The 14,823-nt window shown below is 64.1% G+C and carries 12 protein-coding genes, 4 tRNA genes and 1 pseudogene; 9 read left to right on the forward strand and 8 right to left on the reverse strand.

Going from position 1 to position 14,823, the window contains the following annotated elements; all coding sequences use genetic code 11:
• The 4 genes and pseudogenes from ACTJKQ_RS24280 to ACTJKQ_RS24295 form a co-directional block, all read right to left on the reverse strand.
• Positions 1-90, reverse strand: a pseudogene (locus ACTJKQ_RS24280) (DUF4148 domain-containing protein); the annotation flags it as partial.
• 553 nt (positions 91-643) lie between these two features.
• Positions 644-1,081: a TPM domain-containing protein gene (locus ACTJKQ_RS24285; RefSeq protein ID WP_015012219.1), complete on the reverse strand. Its 438-nt coding sequence runs from the start codon at positions 1,079-1,081 to the stop codon at positions 644-646.
• A 104-nt stretch (positions 1,082-1,185) separates the two neighbouring features.
• Entirely contained in the window at positions 1,186-2,106 is a 921-nt protein-coding gene (locus ACTJKQ_RS24290) for a TPM domain-containing protein (protein ID WP_440598344.1), read from the reverse strand.
• A 32-nt stretch (positions 2,107-2,138) separates the two neighbouring features.
• Positions 2,139-2,750 (reverse strand): LemA family protein, encoded by a 612-nt coding sequence (locus tag ACTJKQ_RS24295; RefSeq protein ID WP_056744158.1) that lies wholly within the window; start codon positions 2,748-2,750, stop codon positions 2,139-2,141.
• Positions 2,751-2,964: 214 nt separating this feature from the next.
• On the opposite strand from ACTJKQ_RS24295, the gene ACTJKQ_RS24300 reads away from it, so the two are divergent.
• The 3 genes from ACTJKQ_RS24300 to ACTJKQ_RS24310 all read left to right on the forward strand — a co-directional run bounded on the left by ACTJKQ_RS24300 (position 2,965) and on the right by ACTJKQ_RS24310 (position 5,039).
• The gene (locus ACTJKQ_RS24300; protein WP_056059073.1) at positions 2,965-3,417 is read left to right on the forward strand and encodes a YybH family protein; all 453 of its coding nucleotides are present in this window, start codon (positions 2,965-2,967) and stop codon (positions 3,415-3,417) included.
• A gap of 67 nt (positions 3,418-3,484) precedes the next feature.
• A complete protein-coding gene (locus tag ACTJKQ_RS24305; RefSeq protein WP_146869805.1) occupies positions 3,485-4,498 on the forward strand; it encodes a YheT family hydrolase in 1,014 nt (337 codons plus the stop codon).
• Positions 4,491-5,039 (forward strand): DUF2946 family protein, encoded by a 549-nt coding sequence (locus ACTJKQ_RS24310; protein ID WP_436079301.1) that lies wholly within the window; start codon positions 4,491-4,493, stop codon positions 5,037-5,039. Before ACTJKQ_RS24305 ends, ACTJKQ_RS24310 begins: the two co-directional genes overlap by 8 nt.
• Positions 5,040-5,191: 152 nt before the next feature.
• Here ACTJKQ_RS24310 and ACTJKQ_RS24315 read toward each other — a convergent pair whose 3' ends face one another.
• From ACTJKQ_RS24315 to ACTJKQ_RS24330, 4 genes are all read right to left on the reverse strand, one after another.
• Positions 5,192-6,052: a c-type cytochrome gene (locus tag ACTJKQ_RS24315; RefSeq protein WP_099731472.1), complete on the reverse strand. Its 861-nt coding sequence runs from the start codon at positions 6,050-6,052 to the stop codon at positions 5,192-5,194.
• A 155-nt stretch (positions 6,053-6,207) separates the two neighbouring features.
• On the reverse strand, positions 6,208-7,641 hold the full coding sequence (locus ACTJKQ_RS24320) for an efflux transporter outer membrane subunit (protein WP_440598345.1): 1,434 nt from the start codon (positions 7,639-7,641) through the stop codon (positions 6,208-6,210).
• Positions 7,634-10,789 (reverse strand): efflux RND transporter permease subunit, encoded by a 3,156-nt coding sequence (locus tag ACTJKQ_RS24325; protein WP_056059085.1) that lies wholly within the window; start codon positions 10,787-10,789, stop codon positions 7,634-7,636. The genes ACTJKQ_RS24320 and ACTJKQ_RS24325 overlap by 8 nt, the downstream gene beginning before the upstream one ends.
• Before the next feature lie 13 nt (positions 10,790-10,802).
• The gene (locus tag ACTJKQ_RS24330) at positions 10,803-12,098 is read right to left on the reverse strand and encodes an efflux RND transporter periplasmic adaptor subunit (RefSeq protein WP_440598346.1); all 1,296 of its coding nucleotides are present in this window, start codon (positions 12,096-12,098) and stop codon (positions 10,803-10,805) included.
• A 186-nt stretch (positions 12,099-12,284) separates the two neighbouring features.
• Between ACTJKQ_RS24330 and ACTJKQ_RS24335 the strand changes: the two genes are divergently transcribed.
• From ACTJKQ_RS24335 to tuf, 6 genes are all read left to right on the forward strand, one after another.
• Positions 12,285-12,941, forward strand: a complete 657-nt coding sequence (locus ACTJKQ_RS24335) for a TetR family transcriptional regulator (RefSeq protein WP_108500178.1) — start codon at positions 12,285-12,287, stop codon at positions 12,939-12,941.
• Positions 12,942-13,010: 69 nt separating this feature from the next.
• Positions 13,011-13,086: transfer RNA gene (locus ACTJKQ_RS24340), tRNA-Arg, on the forward strand.
• A gap of 102 nt (positions 13,087-13,188) precedes the next feature.
• Positions 13,189-13,274: transfer RNA gene (locus ACTJKQ_RS24345), tRNA-Tyr, on the forward strand.
• A gap of 74 nt (positions 13,275-13,348) precedes the next feature.
• Positions 13,349-13,422, forward strand: a tRNA-Gly gene (locus tag ACTJKQ_RS24350).
• Positions 13,423-13,482: 60 nt separating this feature from the next.
• Positions 13,483-13,557 (forward strand) — tRNA-Thr (locus ACTJKQ_RS24355).
• 74 nt (positions 13,558-13,631) lie between these two features.
• Positions 13,632-14,822, forward strand: coding sequence for an elongation factor Tu (gene tuf, locus ACTJKQ_RS24360; RefSeq protein ID WP_099731469.1), 1,191 nt, complete (start codon positions 13,632-13,634; stop codon positions 14,820-14,822).
• Position 14,823 lies beyond the last annotated feature (1 nt).

The raw sequence follows: 14,823 nt of genomic DNA on the forward strand, positions 1-14,823 counted from the left end.
CTGCGAAGCATCGGCTTCGTCAGCCTGGGCACCAAAAGAAGCGAAAGCGGCGACAGCGGCGATAGACAGGAAACGTGCGGTGTTGTTCATGATGGAAATCCTTGAAGTTAAAGAAGCGGCTCAAAAAACCGGAACAAAGCGCCAAAAACAAAGAAAGCTGCTTGGGACCGGGTTCGGTGAGTCGCCTTGCGGGTTCGGCTCATCGATGGGATGAACTGTACGCCGGTGGGGTGCAGAGAAAAACCACCGGGTCGCGAACTAACTGTTCCAGTATTGGAAACAATGAAGATGGGATGAGGGCCAGTCCATAGGCTTGGGGCACTGGTTCGGCCGGAGATAGGTACCTGCTGATGGATAACCCGGGTACATATTCAGGACGGTTGCAGAGTGCAGGGCTGCAGAGCTGTAGAGCCGAAGGGGTGTGACGGGCGCACCTGCGCAGAGTCAGCGGGTTAGCTCCGCGATGTGGCCTGCTGGGGCTGGATGTGGGGTGTTCAATTCAATGCCCATGGAAAGCAGTTTGCGGCTGAACTGCACGGGTTGTCTGGCTGAGCTGCAGCCCGCCCATACACACAATGGCTGCCCTCTGGGCGCTCTGATGCGCGTCGCGTTGTAGATGCTCGGGATGGCCGCCAGTCGGTATTCAGCGCACGACCGGCGCGTCGGGTAGCTCGTTGACGGAGGGCGAATCGGTGGCGCGCGGAAAGTGCTCCACCAGCAGGGCACCTACCGCGCCCACGGCCTGTGCCAGGCCTTCTTCGTAGTGGCCTTGCTGAAACTGGGCCGACATCTTCGTCGCCATCTCCTGCCATGCGGTGGGTGGGACATGCCGTGCCAGGCCCCGGTCGGCCACGATCTCGAACGCATGTTCCGGCATCAGCAGGTAGATCAGCACGCCGTTGTTGTGTTCGGTGTCCCACACGCGGTGTTTGCTGAACAGCATCAGCGCGCGTTCGCGTGCATTGGCGTGACGGCGCAGGTAGCTCCAGGGGAGCCCCGCTTCCGCCACGATGCGAATCTGCCCGGTGTGCTGCCGCTCGCTGGCAGCGACCTGCGCGCCGAGGCGCTGCAGTGCTTGCAACGGGATGGCGGATCGGCCGAAGGCGTCGTGCCAGCGATGGTGGACGAGCCTCCAGATGGAACGCCATAGCGTGTGCGTTAGTTGCCCGCTGTTCTCAACACCCATCACCAGTCCCCCGATGCACCGCCGCCACCAAAATCGCCCCCACCGCCGGAACTGAAGCCGCCGCTGTCACTGCTGCTGCTGAATCCGCCCGAGCTGCCGCTGCTCCAGCCCCCGGAACCTCCGCCGCCATGCCCCAGGCTGATGGGGCCGCTGCTGCCGCCAAAAAGCCAGGTGTAGAGCAGCGCAATGATGCCCGCGCCCACCGACAGCAGCAGGCTGGAGGTGAACACAAACGCCAGGGCGCCTACGCCGCCTCCTACCGCCAGTCCGCCCAGCGCAGCCCCCAAGAGGCTGCGAGCCAACGGGCCGGCCACCATGACGCCAAAAAACAGGAAGATGGCAAAGTCCGTCCAGTCGAACAGACCATGACTGCTGCCCCCAGCGGGGGGGGCGGACGTCTCTGCCGGGGCGGGCAGGGCTTCGCCCGCGATGCGCGCGCCGATCTGCGTGACCGCAGCGCTCAGACCGCCAGCAAAGTCGCCTTGCTGAAAGCGGGGCTTCATCGCGCCGTCGATGATGCGTGCTGCTGCGATGTCGGGGATGGCACCTTCCAGAGACTTGGCAACCTCGATGCGCATCTTGCGGTCGTTCTTGGCCACCAGGACCAGCACACCATCACCCACGTCGCGGCGCCCGATCTTCCACTGGTTGCCGACGCGGTTTGCATAGGCGGCGATGTCCTCTGGTGCGGTGGTGGGCACCATCAGCACGACGACCTGCGAGCCGCGCGACTTTTCGAGGGCGACCAGCTGGCCCTCCAGCGCCTGGGTGTCTGCGGCGCTGAGCGTGCCGGTCTGATCAATGACGTGGCCGGTCAGCGGGGGCACAGCCAGCGGCTGCGATTGGGCCCAGCCAAAAATAGGCCATGCAGCTATAAATAATATAGCTATCAGGGCATATCGGATAGGCGCTAGCAGCATATTTAGCTCACATCAGGCCCTGTAAGGGGTGTTCAGGGCTTGGCCTTGGACGCGGAAAAATCCACCGTGGGCGGCACGGAAATTTGGGCCTCGTTGGCGACGGTAAAGCTGGGCTTGGGGGCGTAGCTGAAGGCCATGGCCGTGAGGTTGGTGGGGAAGCTGCGGGCCAGCACGTTGTACTCCTGCACGGTCTGGATGTAGCGGTTGCGGGCCACGGTGATGCGGTTTTCGGTGCCTTCCAGCGTCACCCGCAGGTCGCGAAAGCCCTGGTTGGCCTGCAAGGTGGGGTAGCGCTCGGACACGACCATCAGGCGCGACAGGGCGCTGGACAACTCTCCCTGGGCCTGCTGGAACTTGCTGAAAGCCTCGGGGTTGTTCAGCGTCTCGGGCGTGACCTGGATGGCCGTGGCCTTGGCGCGGGCCTCGACCACCTTGGTCAGCGTTTCCTGTTCAAAGTTGGCCTCGCCCTTCACGGTGGCGACGATGTTGGGCACCAGGTCGGCACGGCGCTGGTACTGGTTGAGCACTTCGCTCCAGGCGGCCTTCGATTGCTCGTCCAGGCGCTGGAAGTCGTTGTAGCCGCAGCCGCTCAGCGTGAGCGTGGCGGCGAGCAAGGTGAGGAGGGCAAGTAGACGTTGGATCATCATGATGGTGGAGTCCGCCGATGGAGAAATGGGATGACTGTGCCAGAAACCGGAGGGCGCCAGTCCGCAAACTGGTCGCCGACCAGCGATGGTGGGCCCCCGCCCGAGCGCGTACAAAATCGGTAGGCAGCCAGGCATTGCACCGCCGCCGCACAATAGCAGGCTGGCGTTGTACCTGTCACGCCGTTCCGACCCACTTACCACCAGAATCCACATGCCCCGCGCCCGATCAAAAGCAGCCACCCTGGGTGGCTCTTCGGATGAAACCGAAACCGCGTTTTATGAGGCGCTGCAGCGCGGTGACATCGAGCTGCTGATGTCGTGCTGGGCGGACGATGACGAGATTGTCTGTGTGCACCCGGGTGGGCCGCGCCTGCTGGGGCCCGCCGCCATCCGCGCGGCGTTTGAGGCCATGTTCTCCCATGGCACGGTGCGTGCCCGGCCGGCGCAGGTGCACCGCGTGGTGGCGCTGTCGAGTGCCGTGCACAGCGTGGTCGAGCAGGTCGAGGTGATGCTGCCTGACGGCCTGCACCAGGCCGTGGTCATGGCCACCAACGTGTACCACAAGACCCCCGAAGGCTGGCGCATGGTGGCCCACCACGCCAGCCCGGGCGTGGCGCCCGACGCCCAGGTGGATGTGCTGGCGCAGCGCCCCGTTCTGCATTGAGAGGCTCCTGCGTGAAGATTTTGGACCAAATTGGCTGTATGCGCCGACAACATATGCCTTGGCAGCTATGAAATACATAGCGCCTCGCTGGCTCCCCGGTGGCCAGTTGCAAACGATCTGGCCCGCGCTGTACGCACGCCGTGTGTTCGGCCCGCGTCCCGAGTACCGCCGTGAGCGCTGGGACACCCCCGACGGCGATTTTGTCGATGTGGACTTTCTCCAGGACGGTGTGGTGGCTGACGCTCCCCGGCCGCTGCTGGTGGTGTTCCACGGGCTGGAGGGCTCATCACGCAGCCATTACTGTGAAGCCTTTGCCGACCTGGCCCGCGAGCGCGGCTGGGCCTGCGCGCTGCCGCACTTTCGCGGCTGCAGCGGGGAGATCAACCGTGCCCCGCGCGCCTACCACTCGGGCGACCATGCGGAGATCGGCTGGATGCTGCAGCAGCTGCGTGTGCACCACCAGGGGCCGCTGATGGCGGTAGGAGTGTCACTGGGCGGCAATGCCCTGCTGCGCTGGGCCGCCGAAGTGGGCACTGACGCTGCGCGCAGCGCGGATGCGGTGGCGGCCGTGTGCTCGCCCATCGACCTGGCGGCGGGCGGCCATGCCATTGGGCGCGGCTTCAACCGGCTGGTGTACACGCGCATGTTCATGCGCACCCTGGTGCCCAAGGCACTGCAGAAGCTGGCCCAGCACCCGGGGCTGTTTGACCGGCAGGCGCTGCTGGCCGCGCGGGACCTGTACGCGTTCGACAACGTGTTCACCGCGCCGGTCCACGGATTCCGTAATACCGAGGACTACTGGCTGCGCGCGTCGGCCAAGCCGCTGCTGCATCGCATCCGTATTCCGGCGCTGGTGGTGAACGCGCGCAATGACCCCTTTGTGCCCGCTGGCAGCCTACCGGGCGTGCGTGAGGTGGGACGCCATGTGACGCTCTGGCAGCCGCCGCATGGCGGGCATGTGGGGTTCCCGCGCGGCTTGCCACCGGGGCACGTGCGTGCCATGCCCGACGCCGTGGGAGGGTGGCTGGCCGAGCACAGTGGGGCGCTGGCGCTGCACGGCGCACAATCCGCCCATGGATGACATCGTCAAACAGGCACTGGCCAAATGGCCCAACGTGCCCGACTGCTACGGCTGGCTGGGCCTGGATGCGCGCGGCCACTGGTATCTGCGCGACGACGCGGTGCAGGCAGCAGGTACGTTTCCGCACAGCAAAGGGTCGTTGCTGCAGCACGACAAGCTCATCGCGTTCATAGCCCGCAACTACGAGCACGACGACCAGGGTCAGTGGTTCTTTCAAAACGGCCCCCAGCGCGTGTATGTCGAACTGGAGGCCACGCCCTGGGTCTGGCGTCTGCAGCCGCAAGACCTCCGCGCCATCAGCCATACGGGCCGGGAGGCGTCGGTCCGCCACTGCCTGCTGGACGAGCAGGGCCGTGTGTACCTGGAGACAGACCTGGGCCTGGGGCTGGTGCACACGCTGGATGTGGCACTGGCTGCAGAGGCTGTGACCGACGGACGCTGGACGCCGCAGGACGTGCAGGCGCAGGACCTTCCGGCACGCTACGGGTATGTCTGCAGTCCGCGCGCCCGGTCGCAAGCCGGGGCGTCGCGGCCAACCTGAAGCTCCACCCTACCGCCTTCAGCCCGGAGTTGCAGGCACTCAGAGTTGCTCACAACGGCACTGAATAACCTGCCAGACGAAAAAAAAGCCGGTCGCAAGGACCGGCTTTCTGGGTGGGGTTCTACCCAGCCCGTGCAGGGGAAGGCGCTGCCTTACTTGGCGGCGGCTGCCATGAACTCCACCGCAGCGCGCAGATCGGCGTCAGAGGCTTGAGAGCCGCCACGCGGAGGCATGGCGCCCTTGCCCTTGGCGACACTGGTGTACAGCGCGTCGATGCCTGCGGGCAGGCGGGCGGCCCAGGCGGCCTTGTCACCAAACTTGGGAGCACCGGCCACACCGGCAGCGTGGCACACCTGGCAAGCCTGCTTGTACAGAGCCTCGCCAGCGCCTGCTGCGGCGGCTGCAGGTGCGGCAGCTACCGCCACAGCGGGCGCAGCAGCTGCAGGGGCTGCGGCGGGTGCTGGTGCAGGAGCGGCGGCTGGCGCTGCGTCTGCCTGAGCGGCTGGGGCGGCGGCTGCGGGAGCAGCAGGTTCGGCAAACTTGGCCCCACCCGCATTGGCCATATAGGCCACAGCGCGCGCAATTTCGGTGTCGTTGAAGTCGCCGCCACCTTGGGGGGCCATGGCGCCCTTGCCCTTCAGGGCCGACTGCACCAGGGCTTCAAACCCGGTGCCAATGCGCGCAGCCCAGGCAGCGGCATCACCAAACTTGGGGGCACCCGCAGCGCCGGAAGCATGGCAGGCGGAGCACTGGGCCTTGAACACTTCTTCGCCGCTCTTGAGGGGGCGGTTGGCGTCGCGCACTTCGACCATGCCGATCTTCTGGATGCGTTCGGCGATGGCCTTTTCGGGGTTGACGGCACCGGCAGCGGGCTTGTCCGCCGACGTCACATACAGGACCAAGCCAATGATGGCAAAGATCGGAATCACAAACGAGAAAAGTACCGCGACCAGCAACTGCTTGGGGTTCTTGATCGGGCCGGTATGGGCTTCTTCGTGGTGGTTGTCGCTCATGTCGTCCTCAGGTGTATCGGGGGCTTCGGTGTAATCAACCTTAAATTATATCTGCGGGGATGGTTATTCCCATCCCCGCTGGATGCAGACAACCACGGGTTTGCCCCAGAGCGAGCGCAGCGCCCCGGGGGCTGCGCTCGCTCCCGGGCAGGGCGTCAGGAGGGGAGCTGGGCGCTGGTGTCGGGCGCTCCACCCCCCAGTGCCTTGTACAGCGACACCTGGTTTTGCAGTTGCGCCAGCCGCACCTGCACCACCGCCTGCTGGGCCGTGAACAGCGAGCGTTGTGCGTCCAGCAGGTCCAGATAGCTGGCCACGCCGTTGCGGTAGCGCAGGTCGGCCAGCTGCAGGCGCGCGGCCTCTGCCTGGGCCTGCTGTTGCTGGGCCTGGGCCTGTTCGCCCAGCGTGGCTTGCCCCGCCAGCGCATCCGAGACCTCGCGGAACGCGGTCTGGATGGCCTTTTCGTACTGCGCCACGGCAATCTCCCGGCCGACCCGGGCGCTGTCCAGATTCGCCTGGTTGCGGCCCGCGTCAAAAATGGGCAGCAGCAGGGATGGCGCGATGGTGAAGCCCCAGGAGCCATTCTTGAACAGGCCGGACAGTTCGCCGCTGGCTGTGCCTGCCTGCGCCGTCAGGGAGATGCGCGGGAAAAACGCCGCCCGCGCAGCGCCGATGTTGGCGTTGGCGCCAATCAGTTGCTGCTCCGCCTGGCGGATGTCCGGCCGGCGGGTGAGCAGCTCCGACGGCACGCCGGCAGGCAACGGTGCCATCACAGGCGCGTCGGCCAGCTTGCCACCGGCCAGACTGGCGCGCACGTCTTGCGGCAGTGCCTGGCCCAGGAGCAGGACCAGCGCGTTTTCGTCGAGCGCGCGCTGGCGCTGCTGTTGCGCCAGCGTGGCGCGGGCCGCCTGGGTGAGCGACTCGGCCTGGCGGAAGTCGAGCTCGGATGCCACACCCGCGTCCAGGCGCATCCGGGTCAGGCGCACCGACTCCTCGCGCGATGCAAGGGTCTGGCGCGACAGGTCCAGCAGCTCCTCGTCGGCCAGCAGTGTCAGCCAGCCATTGGCCACTGCCGCCACCAGGCTCACCTGTGCGGCGTTGCGGCCTTCTTCCGTGGCGAGGTACTGGGCGAGTGCCTGCTCCTTGAGGCTCGCAATGCGTCCAAAGAAGTCGATTTCCCATGCGGATACGGCCAGACCCACGCTGAATGAGTTGGTCAGGTTGCCCGTGCCCGTGGCAGGGGCCCGGCTGGCATTGGCGGCCAGTCCCACGCCCGGGTACAGGTCGGCCCGGCGCACCTGGTAGGTGGCCCGAGCTTGCTCGATGTTGAGCATGGCCACCCGCAGGTCGCGGTTGTTGGCCAGCGCAATGTCGATGAGCTGTTGCAGGCGTGGCTCGGCAAAGTAGTTCTGCCAGGGCACGGTTGCTCCCGACTGCGCAGCTGCGCTGTCGGTCGTTGCCGCCCCGCCGGCGTAGGTGGCGGGGACGGGGGGCTGCGGGCGCTCATAGGTGGGGATGAACGAGCAGCCAGCCAGCAGCGCCGCCGCTGCGGCCGCTGCCAACGCACTGGGGGTACTTCGGTTCTTATTCATGGGTTCCAACTCCTGCTTCTTCTGCATGGCGGCGGTTCATTTCCTGCTGGCGCGCGCTGCCTTTGAACAGGCTGCGCACCACCACAAAGAACACGGGCACAAAGAACACGGCCAGTGCGGTGCCTGTGACCATGCCGCCCAGCACGCCGGTGCCGATGGCCCGCTGGCTGGCAGAGCCTGCACCCGACGCGACGACCAGTGGCAGCACGCCCAGGCCGAACGCCATCGAGGTCATCACGATGGGGCGGAACCGCAAATGCGCGGCGGCCAGCGCCGACTCGATCACGCCCTTGCCCTGGGCCTGCAGGTCCTTGGCGAACTCGATGATCAGGATGGCGTTTTTCGCTGACAGGCCAATGATGGTGATCAGGCCCACCTGGAAGTACACGTCATTGGCATAGCCGCGCAGCAAGGTGGCCAGCAGCACGCCCAGCACGCCCAGGGGCACCACCAGGATCACAGCCAGCGGGATCGACCAGCTCTCGTACAGCGCAGCCAGGCACAGGAACACGGCCAGGATGGCAAAGCTGTACAGGATGAGCGACTGCGAGCCTGCGAGCTTTTCTTCGCGCGACTGGCCGGTCCATTCAAAGCCAAAGCCTTGGGGCAGTTGGCCAGCCAGCTTCTCCATCTCGGCCATCGCAGCCCCCGTGCTGTAGCCCGGTGCGGGCGAGCCGGAGATGCGCATGGCGGGGTAGCCGTTGTAGCGCACGGTTTGCTGCGCGCCGGTCACCCAGCGCGTTGTCGCGAACGCCGACAGCGGTACCGGTTTGCCCTGGCTGTTGGTGGCATTGATCTGCAGCAGATCGTCAGGCTGCATGCGTGCGGGCGCATCGGCTTGCACCACCACCCGCTGCAGGCGGCCCTGGTTCGGGAAGTCGTTCACATAGCTGGAGCCCAGCGCTGTGGAGAGCGCAGAGTTGATGGCGTCGAAGGGCACGCCCAGCGCGTTGGCCTTGTCACGGTCAATGTCGATTTGCAGCTGGGGCGCATCTTCCAGACCATCGGGGCGCAACTGCGTCAGCACCTTGCTCTGCGAGGCCATGCCCAGCAGTTGGTTGCGGGCTTTCACCAGGGCTTCGTGCCCTGCGCCGCCCCGGTCTTGCAGGCGGAATGTGAAGCCGCTGGCGTTGCCCAGCTCGGGAATGGGAGGCGGGCTCAGCGGAAAGATGAACGCATCGCGAATACCCATCAGCGCACCGAAGGCCCGGTTGGCCACGTCTTGTGCCGACTGGCCGGGGCCATGGCGTTCACTCCAGTCCTTGAGGGTCACAAACGCAAGGGCCGCGTTCTGGCCCTGGCCGGAGAAGCTGAAGCCCAGCACACCCACCATGCTTTGCACCTCGGGCTGCTTGAGGATGAAGCCTTCGACCTGCTCCATCACGGCCAGCGTACGCTCCTGCGTGGCGCCAGGTGGCAATTGCACGTTGACGATGATGTTGCCCTGGTCTTCGCTGGGCAGGAACGAGGTCGGCAGGCGCATGTAGACCACGGTCACGGCACCGATGATGGCTGCGTAGATCACCAGGTAACGCGCGGCGCGCCGCAGCATGCGGGCCACAAAGCCTTCATAGCCTTTGGCAGTGCGCGAAAAGCCGCGATTGAACCAGCCAAAGAAGCCAGTCTTCTCGTGGTGATGTCCCGCCTCGACTGGTTTGAGCAGGGTGGCGCACAGTGCCGGTGTGAGCGACAGGGCCATGAAGGCTGAGAAGCCAATGGATGCCACCATCACCGCCGAGAACTGGCGGTAGATGTTGCCCGTGGAGCCTGCAAAAAATGCCAGCGGTACGAACACCGAGATCAGCACCACCGTCACGCCAATGATGGCGCCCGAAATCTGGCGCATGGCCTTGCGCGTGGCTTCCAGCGGCGACAGGCCTTCTTCGCTCATGATGCGCTCAACGTTCTCCACCACCACGATGGCGTCGTCCACTACGATGCCGATCACCAGCACCATGCCGAACATGGTCAGCACGTTGATCGAGAACCCCAGCGCCAGCAGTGTGGCAAACGTGCCCAGCAGCGCGATCGGCACCACGATCGTCGGGATGATGGTGTAGCGCCAGTTCTGCAGAAACAGGAACATCACCAGGAACACCAACACCACGGCCTCGACCAGTGTTTCTGCGACCTGCTTGATAGAGATGTCTACAAAGCGCGAGCTGTCGTAAGGAATGCTCCAGCTCATGCCTTCGGGGAAGTAGCGTGACAGCTCATCCATCTTCGCGCGCACGTCCTTGGCGGCCTCCAGTGCGTTACCGCTGGGCGACAGCTGAACGCCGATGCCTACGGCGGGCTTTCCGTTCAGGCGCGCGGCGGTGGCGTAGGCCTGGCCGCCCAGTTCCACACGCGCCACATCCTTGATGCGCACGGTGGAGCCATCGGTGTTGGCACGCAGCACGACGTTACCGAACTGTTCAACGCTGGACAGTTGCCCATTGACCACCACTGTGGCGGCAATGCCTTGGCCCGCGACATTGGGCAGGTCCCCAATGGTGCCGCTGGCCACCTGGGCGTTCTGGGCGCGGATGGCGGCGGTGATCTCTGCTGCCGACAGGTTGTAGCTCACCATCTTGGCCGGATCGATCCAGATGCGCATGGCGCGCTCCGTGCCAAACAGCTGGGCCTGACCAATGCCCTTGAGGCGTTGCAGTTCTGGCACCACGTTGCGCGACGCATAGTCACCCAAGGCCACGGTGTCGGTGGCCGGGTTGCTGGACGACAGCATGGTGAACAGCAGGAAGTTGGAACGCGACTTGTCCACGCGCACACCCTGTTGTGTCACGGCAGAAGGCAGGCGCGGCGTGGCCCGTGAAAGCCGGTTTTGCACGTCCACCTGCGCCAGGTCGGCATTGGTGCCGGGCTGGAAACTCAGCGTGATGCTGCCGGAACCATCGGCCTGCGCGACCGATTCCATGTAGATCAGCCCGGGGGAGCCGTTCATCTCGCGTTCGATGACCGACAGCACGCTGTCTTCGAGGGTTTGCGCCGATGCGCCGGGGTATGCCGCGTTGATGACGATGGACGGTGGTGCCACCGGCGGGTACTGTGCAATGGGTAGCTGCGTGATGGCTACGCCGCCCATCACCATGATGAACAGCGCAATCACCCACGCAAAGATGGGGCGGTCAATGAAAAATTTGGCCATGCTGGATTGCCCCTTATGGCTTGGATGCGGCCGAAGCAGGTGTGGCTGGTGCCTCTGCAGAGGTGGGCGCGGAGGCTGTCGCTGATGCCGGCGCAGGCGTGCCTGGCGCTTGCCATGGGACGGGCTTGACCGGGGTTCCGGGCGGCAGCATCTGCAGCTTCTGGAAGCCGTCCACCATCACTTTTTCACCCGCCTTCAGACCGTCCAGCACCACCCAGCGGTTGTTCTGTGCGGCACTGATCTTGACGGTGCGCTGCGACACCTTGCCGTCCTCGCCAACCACGCTGACCGTGTCGCCCTGCTGGGTGCGCGTGACAGCCTGCTGGGGCAGGGTGATGGCGTTGCTGGCCTGTGCCTGTTCAATCCGCACACGCAGATACAGTCCGGGCAGCAGCTCGCCCTTGGGGTTGGGCACCTCTGCGCGCAGGGTGACCTGGCCGGTGGTGGAGTCCACCGACAAGTCCGTGAACAGCAGCTTGCCAGCTTGTGCGTATTCAGATCCGTCGCTGAGCACCAGCTTGACGCTGGCTGCCTGGCTGCCGCCAGCGCGCTTGAACTGCCCACTTTCCATAGCGCGCCGCAGTTGGAAGACGTCACCGGCCGATTGGGTGAAGTTCACGTACACCGGGTCAATCTGCTGCACCACAGCCAATGCGGTCGCTTCGCCCTGGCCGACCAAGGCGCCTTCGGTGACCAGTGCGCGGCCAATGCGGCCGGAGATGGGGGAGGTCACGCTGGCATAGCTGAGGTTGATGTCGGCGGTGCGCACAGCAGCCTTGGCGGCCGCCACGTCGGCCTGGGCTTGTTTCTCGGCCGCCTCTGCGTTTACAAAGTCCTGCTTGCTGATGGCATTGGCTGCAACCAGGGGGCGATAGCGCTCAGTTTGTGCGCTGGCCTGTGCCAGATTGGCCTGGGCCTTGGCGAGGCTGGCGCGCGCGCTCTCTGCCGCTGCGGCGTAGGGAGCGGGATCAATGCGGAACAGCACCTGCCCGGCCTTGACGTCGCTACCTTCCTTGAACACGCGCTGCTGAAGGATGCCGGCGGCCCGTGCGCGCACTTGGGCCACCCGAGACGCCTCCACGCGGCCAGGCAGTTCGGTGATCAGCCCCACGTCGCCGGGCGTGGCGGTAACGACTCCCACTTCGACCGGGGGCGGCTTGGGACCGCCTGCCCCGGCGGCCTGTCCATCGGCCTTGCCACAGGCGGACACAAGCAGTACTGCTGCGCTGATGGCAGCCAGCGAAAGTACTCGTCGGGTGATGGTGGCACGCAAGTAAGGGGTGCCGGATGCGTCACGCAGTTGAGGCATGAGAGTCCTTTGGGTGGGCGTCAAAAAAAGGGATCTGGAAAAAAAGGGAGGTCTAGAGCGCTTGGCTCAATGCCCCGACAGTTTGATCAGAAATTATACATACAGACATGAATGTATAATTGTCGACTGCTGCAGATGCCCCTAGTCAGTCGTAGGGGTTTTGGGGACTCAACAGGATGTTTGACTATGGCGCGCCGGACAAAAGAAGATGCAATCGCAACCCGCAACGGGTTGATCGATGCGGCTGAGTTGGTGTTTCGGGAAAAAGGGGTGTCCCGCGCGTCGCTGAGTGATATTGCCCAGGCGGCGGGAGCCACGCGTGGTGCGATCTACTGGCACTTCAAGGACAAGGTGGATCTGTTTAGCGCCATGATGGACCGTGTCACGCTGCCGCTGGAACAGGGTTTTGCCAGTTTTGAAGACAGCACCTGCGCTGATCCTGTGCAACGCCTTCGGGCGGTGATGGCGCTGGTGCTGCGCAGTGTGGCCTCGGACGAGCACACCCGAAGGGTTTTCGAGATTGCGTTGTACAAGGTGGAATACGTGGACGAGCTGATGGGGCTGCGCGAGCGCCATGTGGCGGCCTCCGAAGGGTTTACGCAGCAGCTGGCGCGCGACTTTGCGCTGGCTGCTGAGTCGCAAGGGGTGGTGCTGTCGATGTCGGCGATGGACGCGGCCATCAGCCTGCATGCCCTTTTTGATGGGCTGATCCGCAACTGGATTCTGAATGACGGTGGCTTTGATCTCATTGGCGTAGGTGGCGCCAGCACCGACGCATTTTTGCGTGGTGTGGGGTTGTCGCTGGTCGGGGCGAAAGTGCCTGCTGCATCCTGTGGGGGCTGAGCGCCAGGGCTTTGTTTGTTTGGATGCTTGCCGCGTGCAATAATCAAAGGCTGCGTCAATCAGAGGTATGCGGCTGTAGCTCAGTGGATAGAGTATTGGCCTCCGAAGCCAAGGGTCGTGGGTTCGATCCCCGCCAGCCGCACCAACGGTACATGCAGCAGCGAGCGCTTACAGCGTTTGTGAAGAGCGTCAAATGCGTTTAATTTCTGAATGCGTAAAAATTTGGTGCTATAATTCGAAATTCTCCGGAGGGGTGCCCGAGTGGCTAAAGGGGGCAGACTGTAAATCTGTTGGCTTACGCCTACACTGGTTCGAATCCAGTCCCCTCCACCAGTGAGTGAGCAGTGTTGAGAGTGATGCTTGACTTTGTGAGTGCAAAGTTAGGTTCGCAAAGGCCGGTGGTCTGCGCGGGAGTAGTTCAATGGTAGAACCCTAGCCTTCCAAGCTAATGACGCGGGTTCGATTCCCGTCTCCCGCTCCATTGTTTGTTGTGCTGGTTTGTTGAGTAGAGATTTTTGGTGTTGTGCGAGCGGCGCCAATTGCCCATGTGGCTCAGTGGTAGAGCACTCCCTTGGTAAGGGAGAGGTCGCGGGTCCGATTCCCGCCATGGGCACCATTTTCTGGTGCGTCCGGTTCTGGTTGCGCCGAGATCCTGTTGTGTTGATGTAGATTTTTTTCGGAGTCGGAAAAATGGCAAAAGGAAAATTCGAGCGGACCAAGCCCCACGTGAACGTGGGCACGATCGGTCACGTGGACCATGGCAAGACGACGCTGACGGCAGCTATCGCTACCGTGCTGTCCGCCAAGTTCGGCGGCGAAGCCAAGGCCTACGACCAGATCGACGCTGCGCCCGAAGAAAAGGCCCGCGGTATCACGATCAACACCGCCCACGTGGAATACGAAACGGCCAACCGCCACTACGCTCACGTGGACTGCCCCGGCCACGCCGACTATGTGAAGAACATGATCACCGGCGCTGCCCAGATGGACGGCGCTATCCTGGTCTGCTCTGCTGCTGACGGCCCCATGCCCCAGACCCGCGAGCACATCCTGCTGGCTCGCCAAGTGGGCGTGCCTTACATCATCGTGTTCCTGAACAAGTGCGACATGGTGGACGACGAAGAACTGCTGGAACTCGTCGAAATGGAAGTGCGCGAACTCCTGGACAAGTACGACTTCCCAGGCGACGACACCCCCATTATCCGTGGCTCCGCCAAGCTCGCCCTGGAAGGCGACAAGGGCAAGCTGGGTGAAGAAGCCATCATGAAGCTGGCCGAAGCCCTGGACACCTACATCCCCACGCCTGAGCGCGCTGTGGACGGTGCCTTCCTGATGCCCGTGGAAGACGTGTTCTCCATCTCCGGCCGTGGCACCGTGGTGACCGGTCGCGTGGAACGCGGCATCATCAAAGTCGGCGAAGAAATCGAAATCGTGGGTATCCGCGACACGCAAAAGACCACCTGCACCGGCGTGGAAATGTTCCGCAAGCTGCTGGACCAAGGCCAAGCTGGCGACAACGTCGGCCTGCTGCTGCGCGGTACCAAGCGCGAAGACGTGGAGCGTGGCCAAGTGCTGTGCAAGCCCGGCTCGATCAAGCCCCACACCCACTTCACGGCTGAGGTGTATGTGTTGAGCAAGGACGAAGGCGGTCGCCACACTCCTTTCTTCAACAACTACCGTCCCCAGTTCTACTTCCGCACGACCGATGTGACTGGCGCCATCGAGCTGCCAGCCGACAAGGAAATGGTCATGCCTGGTGACAATGTGTCGATCACTGTGAAGCTGATCAACCCCATCGCCATGGAAGAAGGCCTGCGCTTCGCTATCCGCGAAGGCGGTCGTACCGTGGGCGCTGGCGTCGTGGCCAAGATCATTGCTTAAT

The sequence above is a fragment of the Acidovorax sp. 22279 genome (genome assembly GCF_052045435.1).
GTDB lineage: Bacteria > Pseudomonadota > Gammaproteobacteria > Burkholderiales > Burkholderiaceae_C > Acidovorax > Acidovorax delafieldii.

Coding starts and splice junctions, on each gene's coding strand:
- ACTJKQ_RS24290 (WP_440598344.1), bottom strand. CDS start 2,106: ATGCTGCTAGCGCCTATCCGATATGCCCTGATAGCTATATTATTTATA.
- ACTJKQ_RS24295 (WP_056744158.1), bottom strand. CDS start 2,750: ATGATCCAACGTCTACTTGCCCTCCTCACCTTGCTCGCCGCCACGCTC.
- ACTJKQ_RS24300 (WP_056059073.1), top strand. CDS start 2,965: ATGCCCCGCGCCCGATCAAAAGCAGCCACCCTGGGTGGCTCTTCGGAT.
- ACTJKQ_RS24305 (WP_146869805.1), top strand. CDS start 3,485: ATGAAATACATAGCGCCTCGCTGGCTCCCCGGTGGCCAGTTGCAAACG.
- ACTJKQ_RS24310 (WP_436079301.1), top strand. CDS start 4,491: ATGGATGACATCGTCAAACAGGCACTGGCCAAATGGCCCAACGTGCCC.
- ACTJKQ_RS24315 (WP_099731472.1), bottom strand. CDS start 6,052: ATGAGCGACAACCACCACGAAGAAGCCCATACCGGCCCGATCAAGAAC.
- ACTJKQ_RS24320 (WP_440598345.1), bottom strand. CDS start 7,641: ATGAATAAGAACCGAAGTACCCCCAGTGCGTTGGCAGCGGCCGCAGCG.
- ACTJKQ_RS24325 (WP_056059085.1), bottom strand. CDS start 10,789: ATGGCCAAATTTTTCATTGACCGCCCCATCTTTGCGTGGGTGATTGCG.
- ACTJKQ_RS24330 (WP_440598346.1), bottom strand. CDS start 12,098: ATGCCTCAACTGCGTGACGCATCCGGCACCCCTTACTTGCGTGCCACC.
- ACTJKQ_RS24335 (WP_108500178.1), top strand. CDS start 12,285: ATGGCGCGCCGGACAAAAGAAGATGCAATCGCAACCCGCAACGGGTTG.
- tuf (WP_099731469.1), top strand. CDS start 13,632: ATGGCAAAAGGAAAATTCGAGCGGACCAAGCCCCACGTGAACGTGGGC.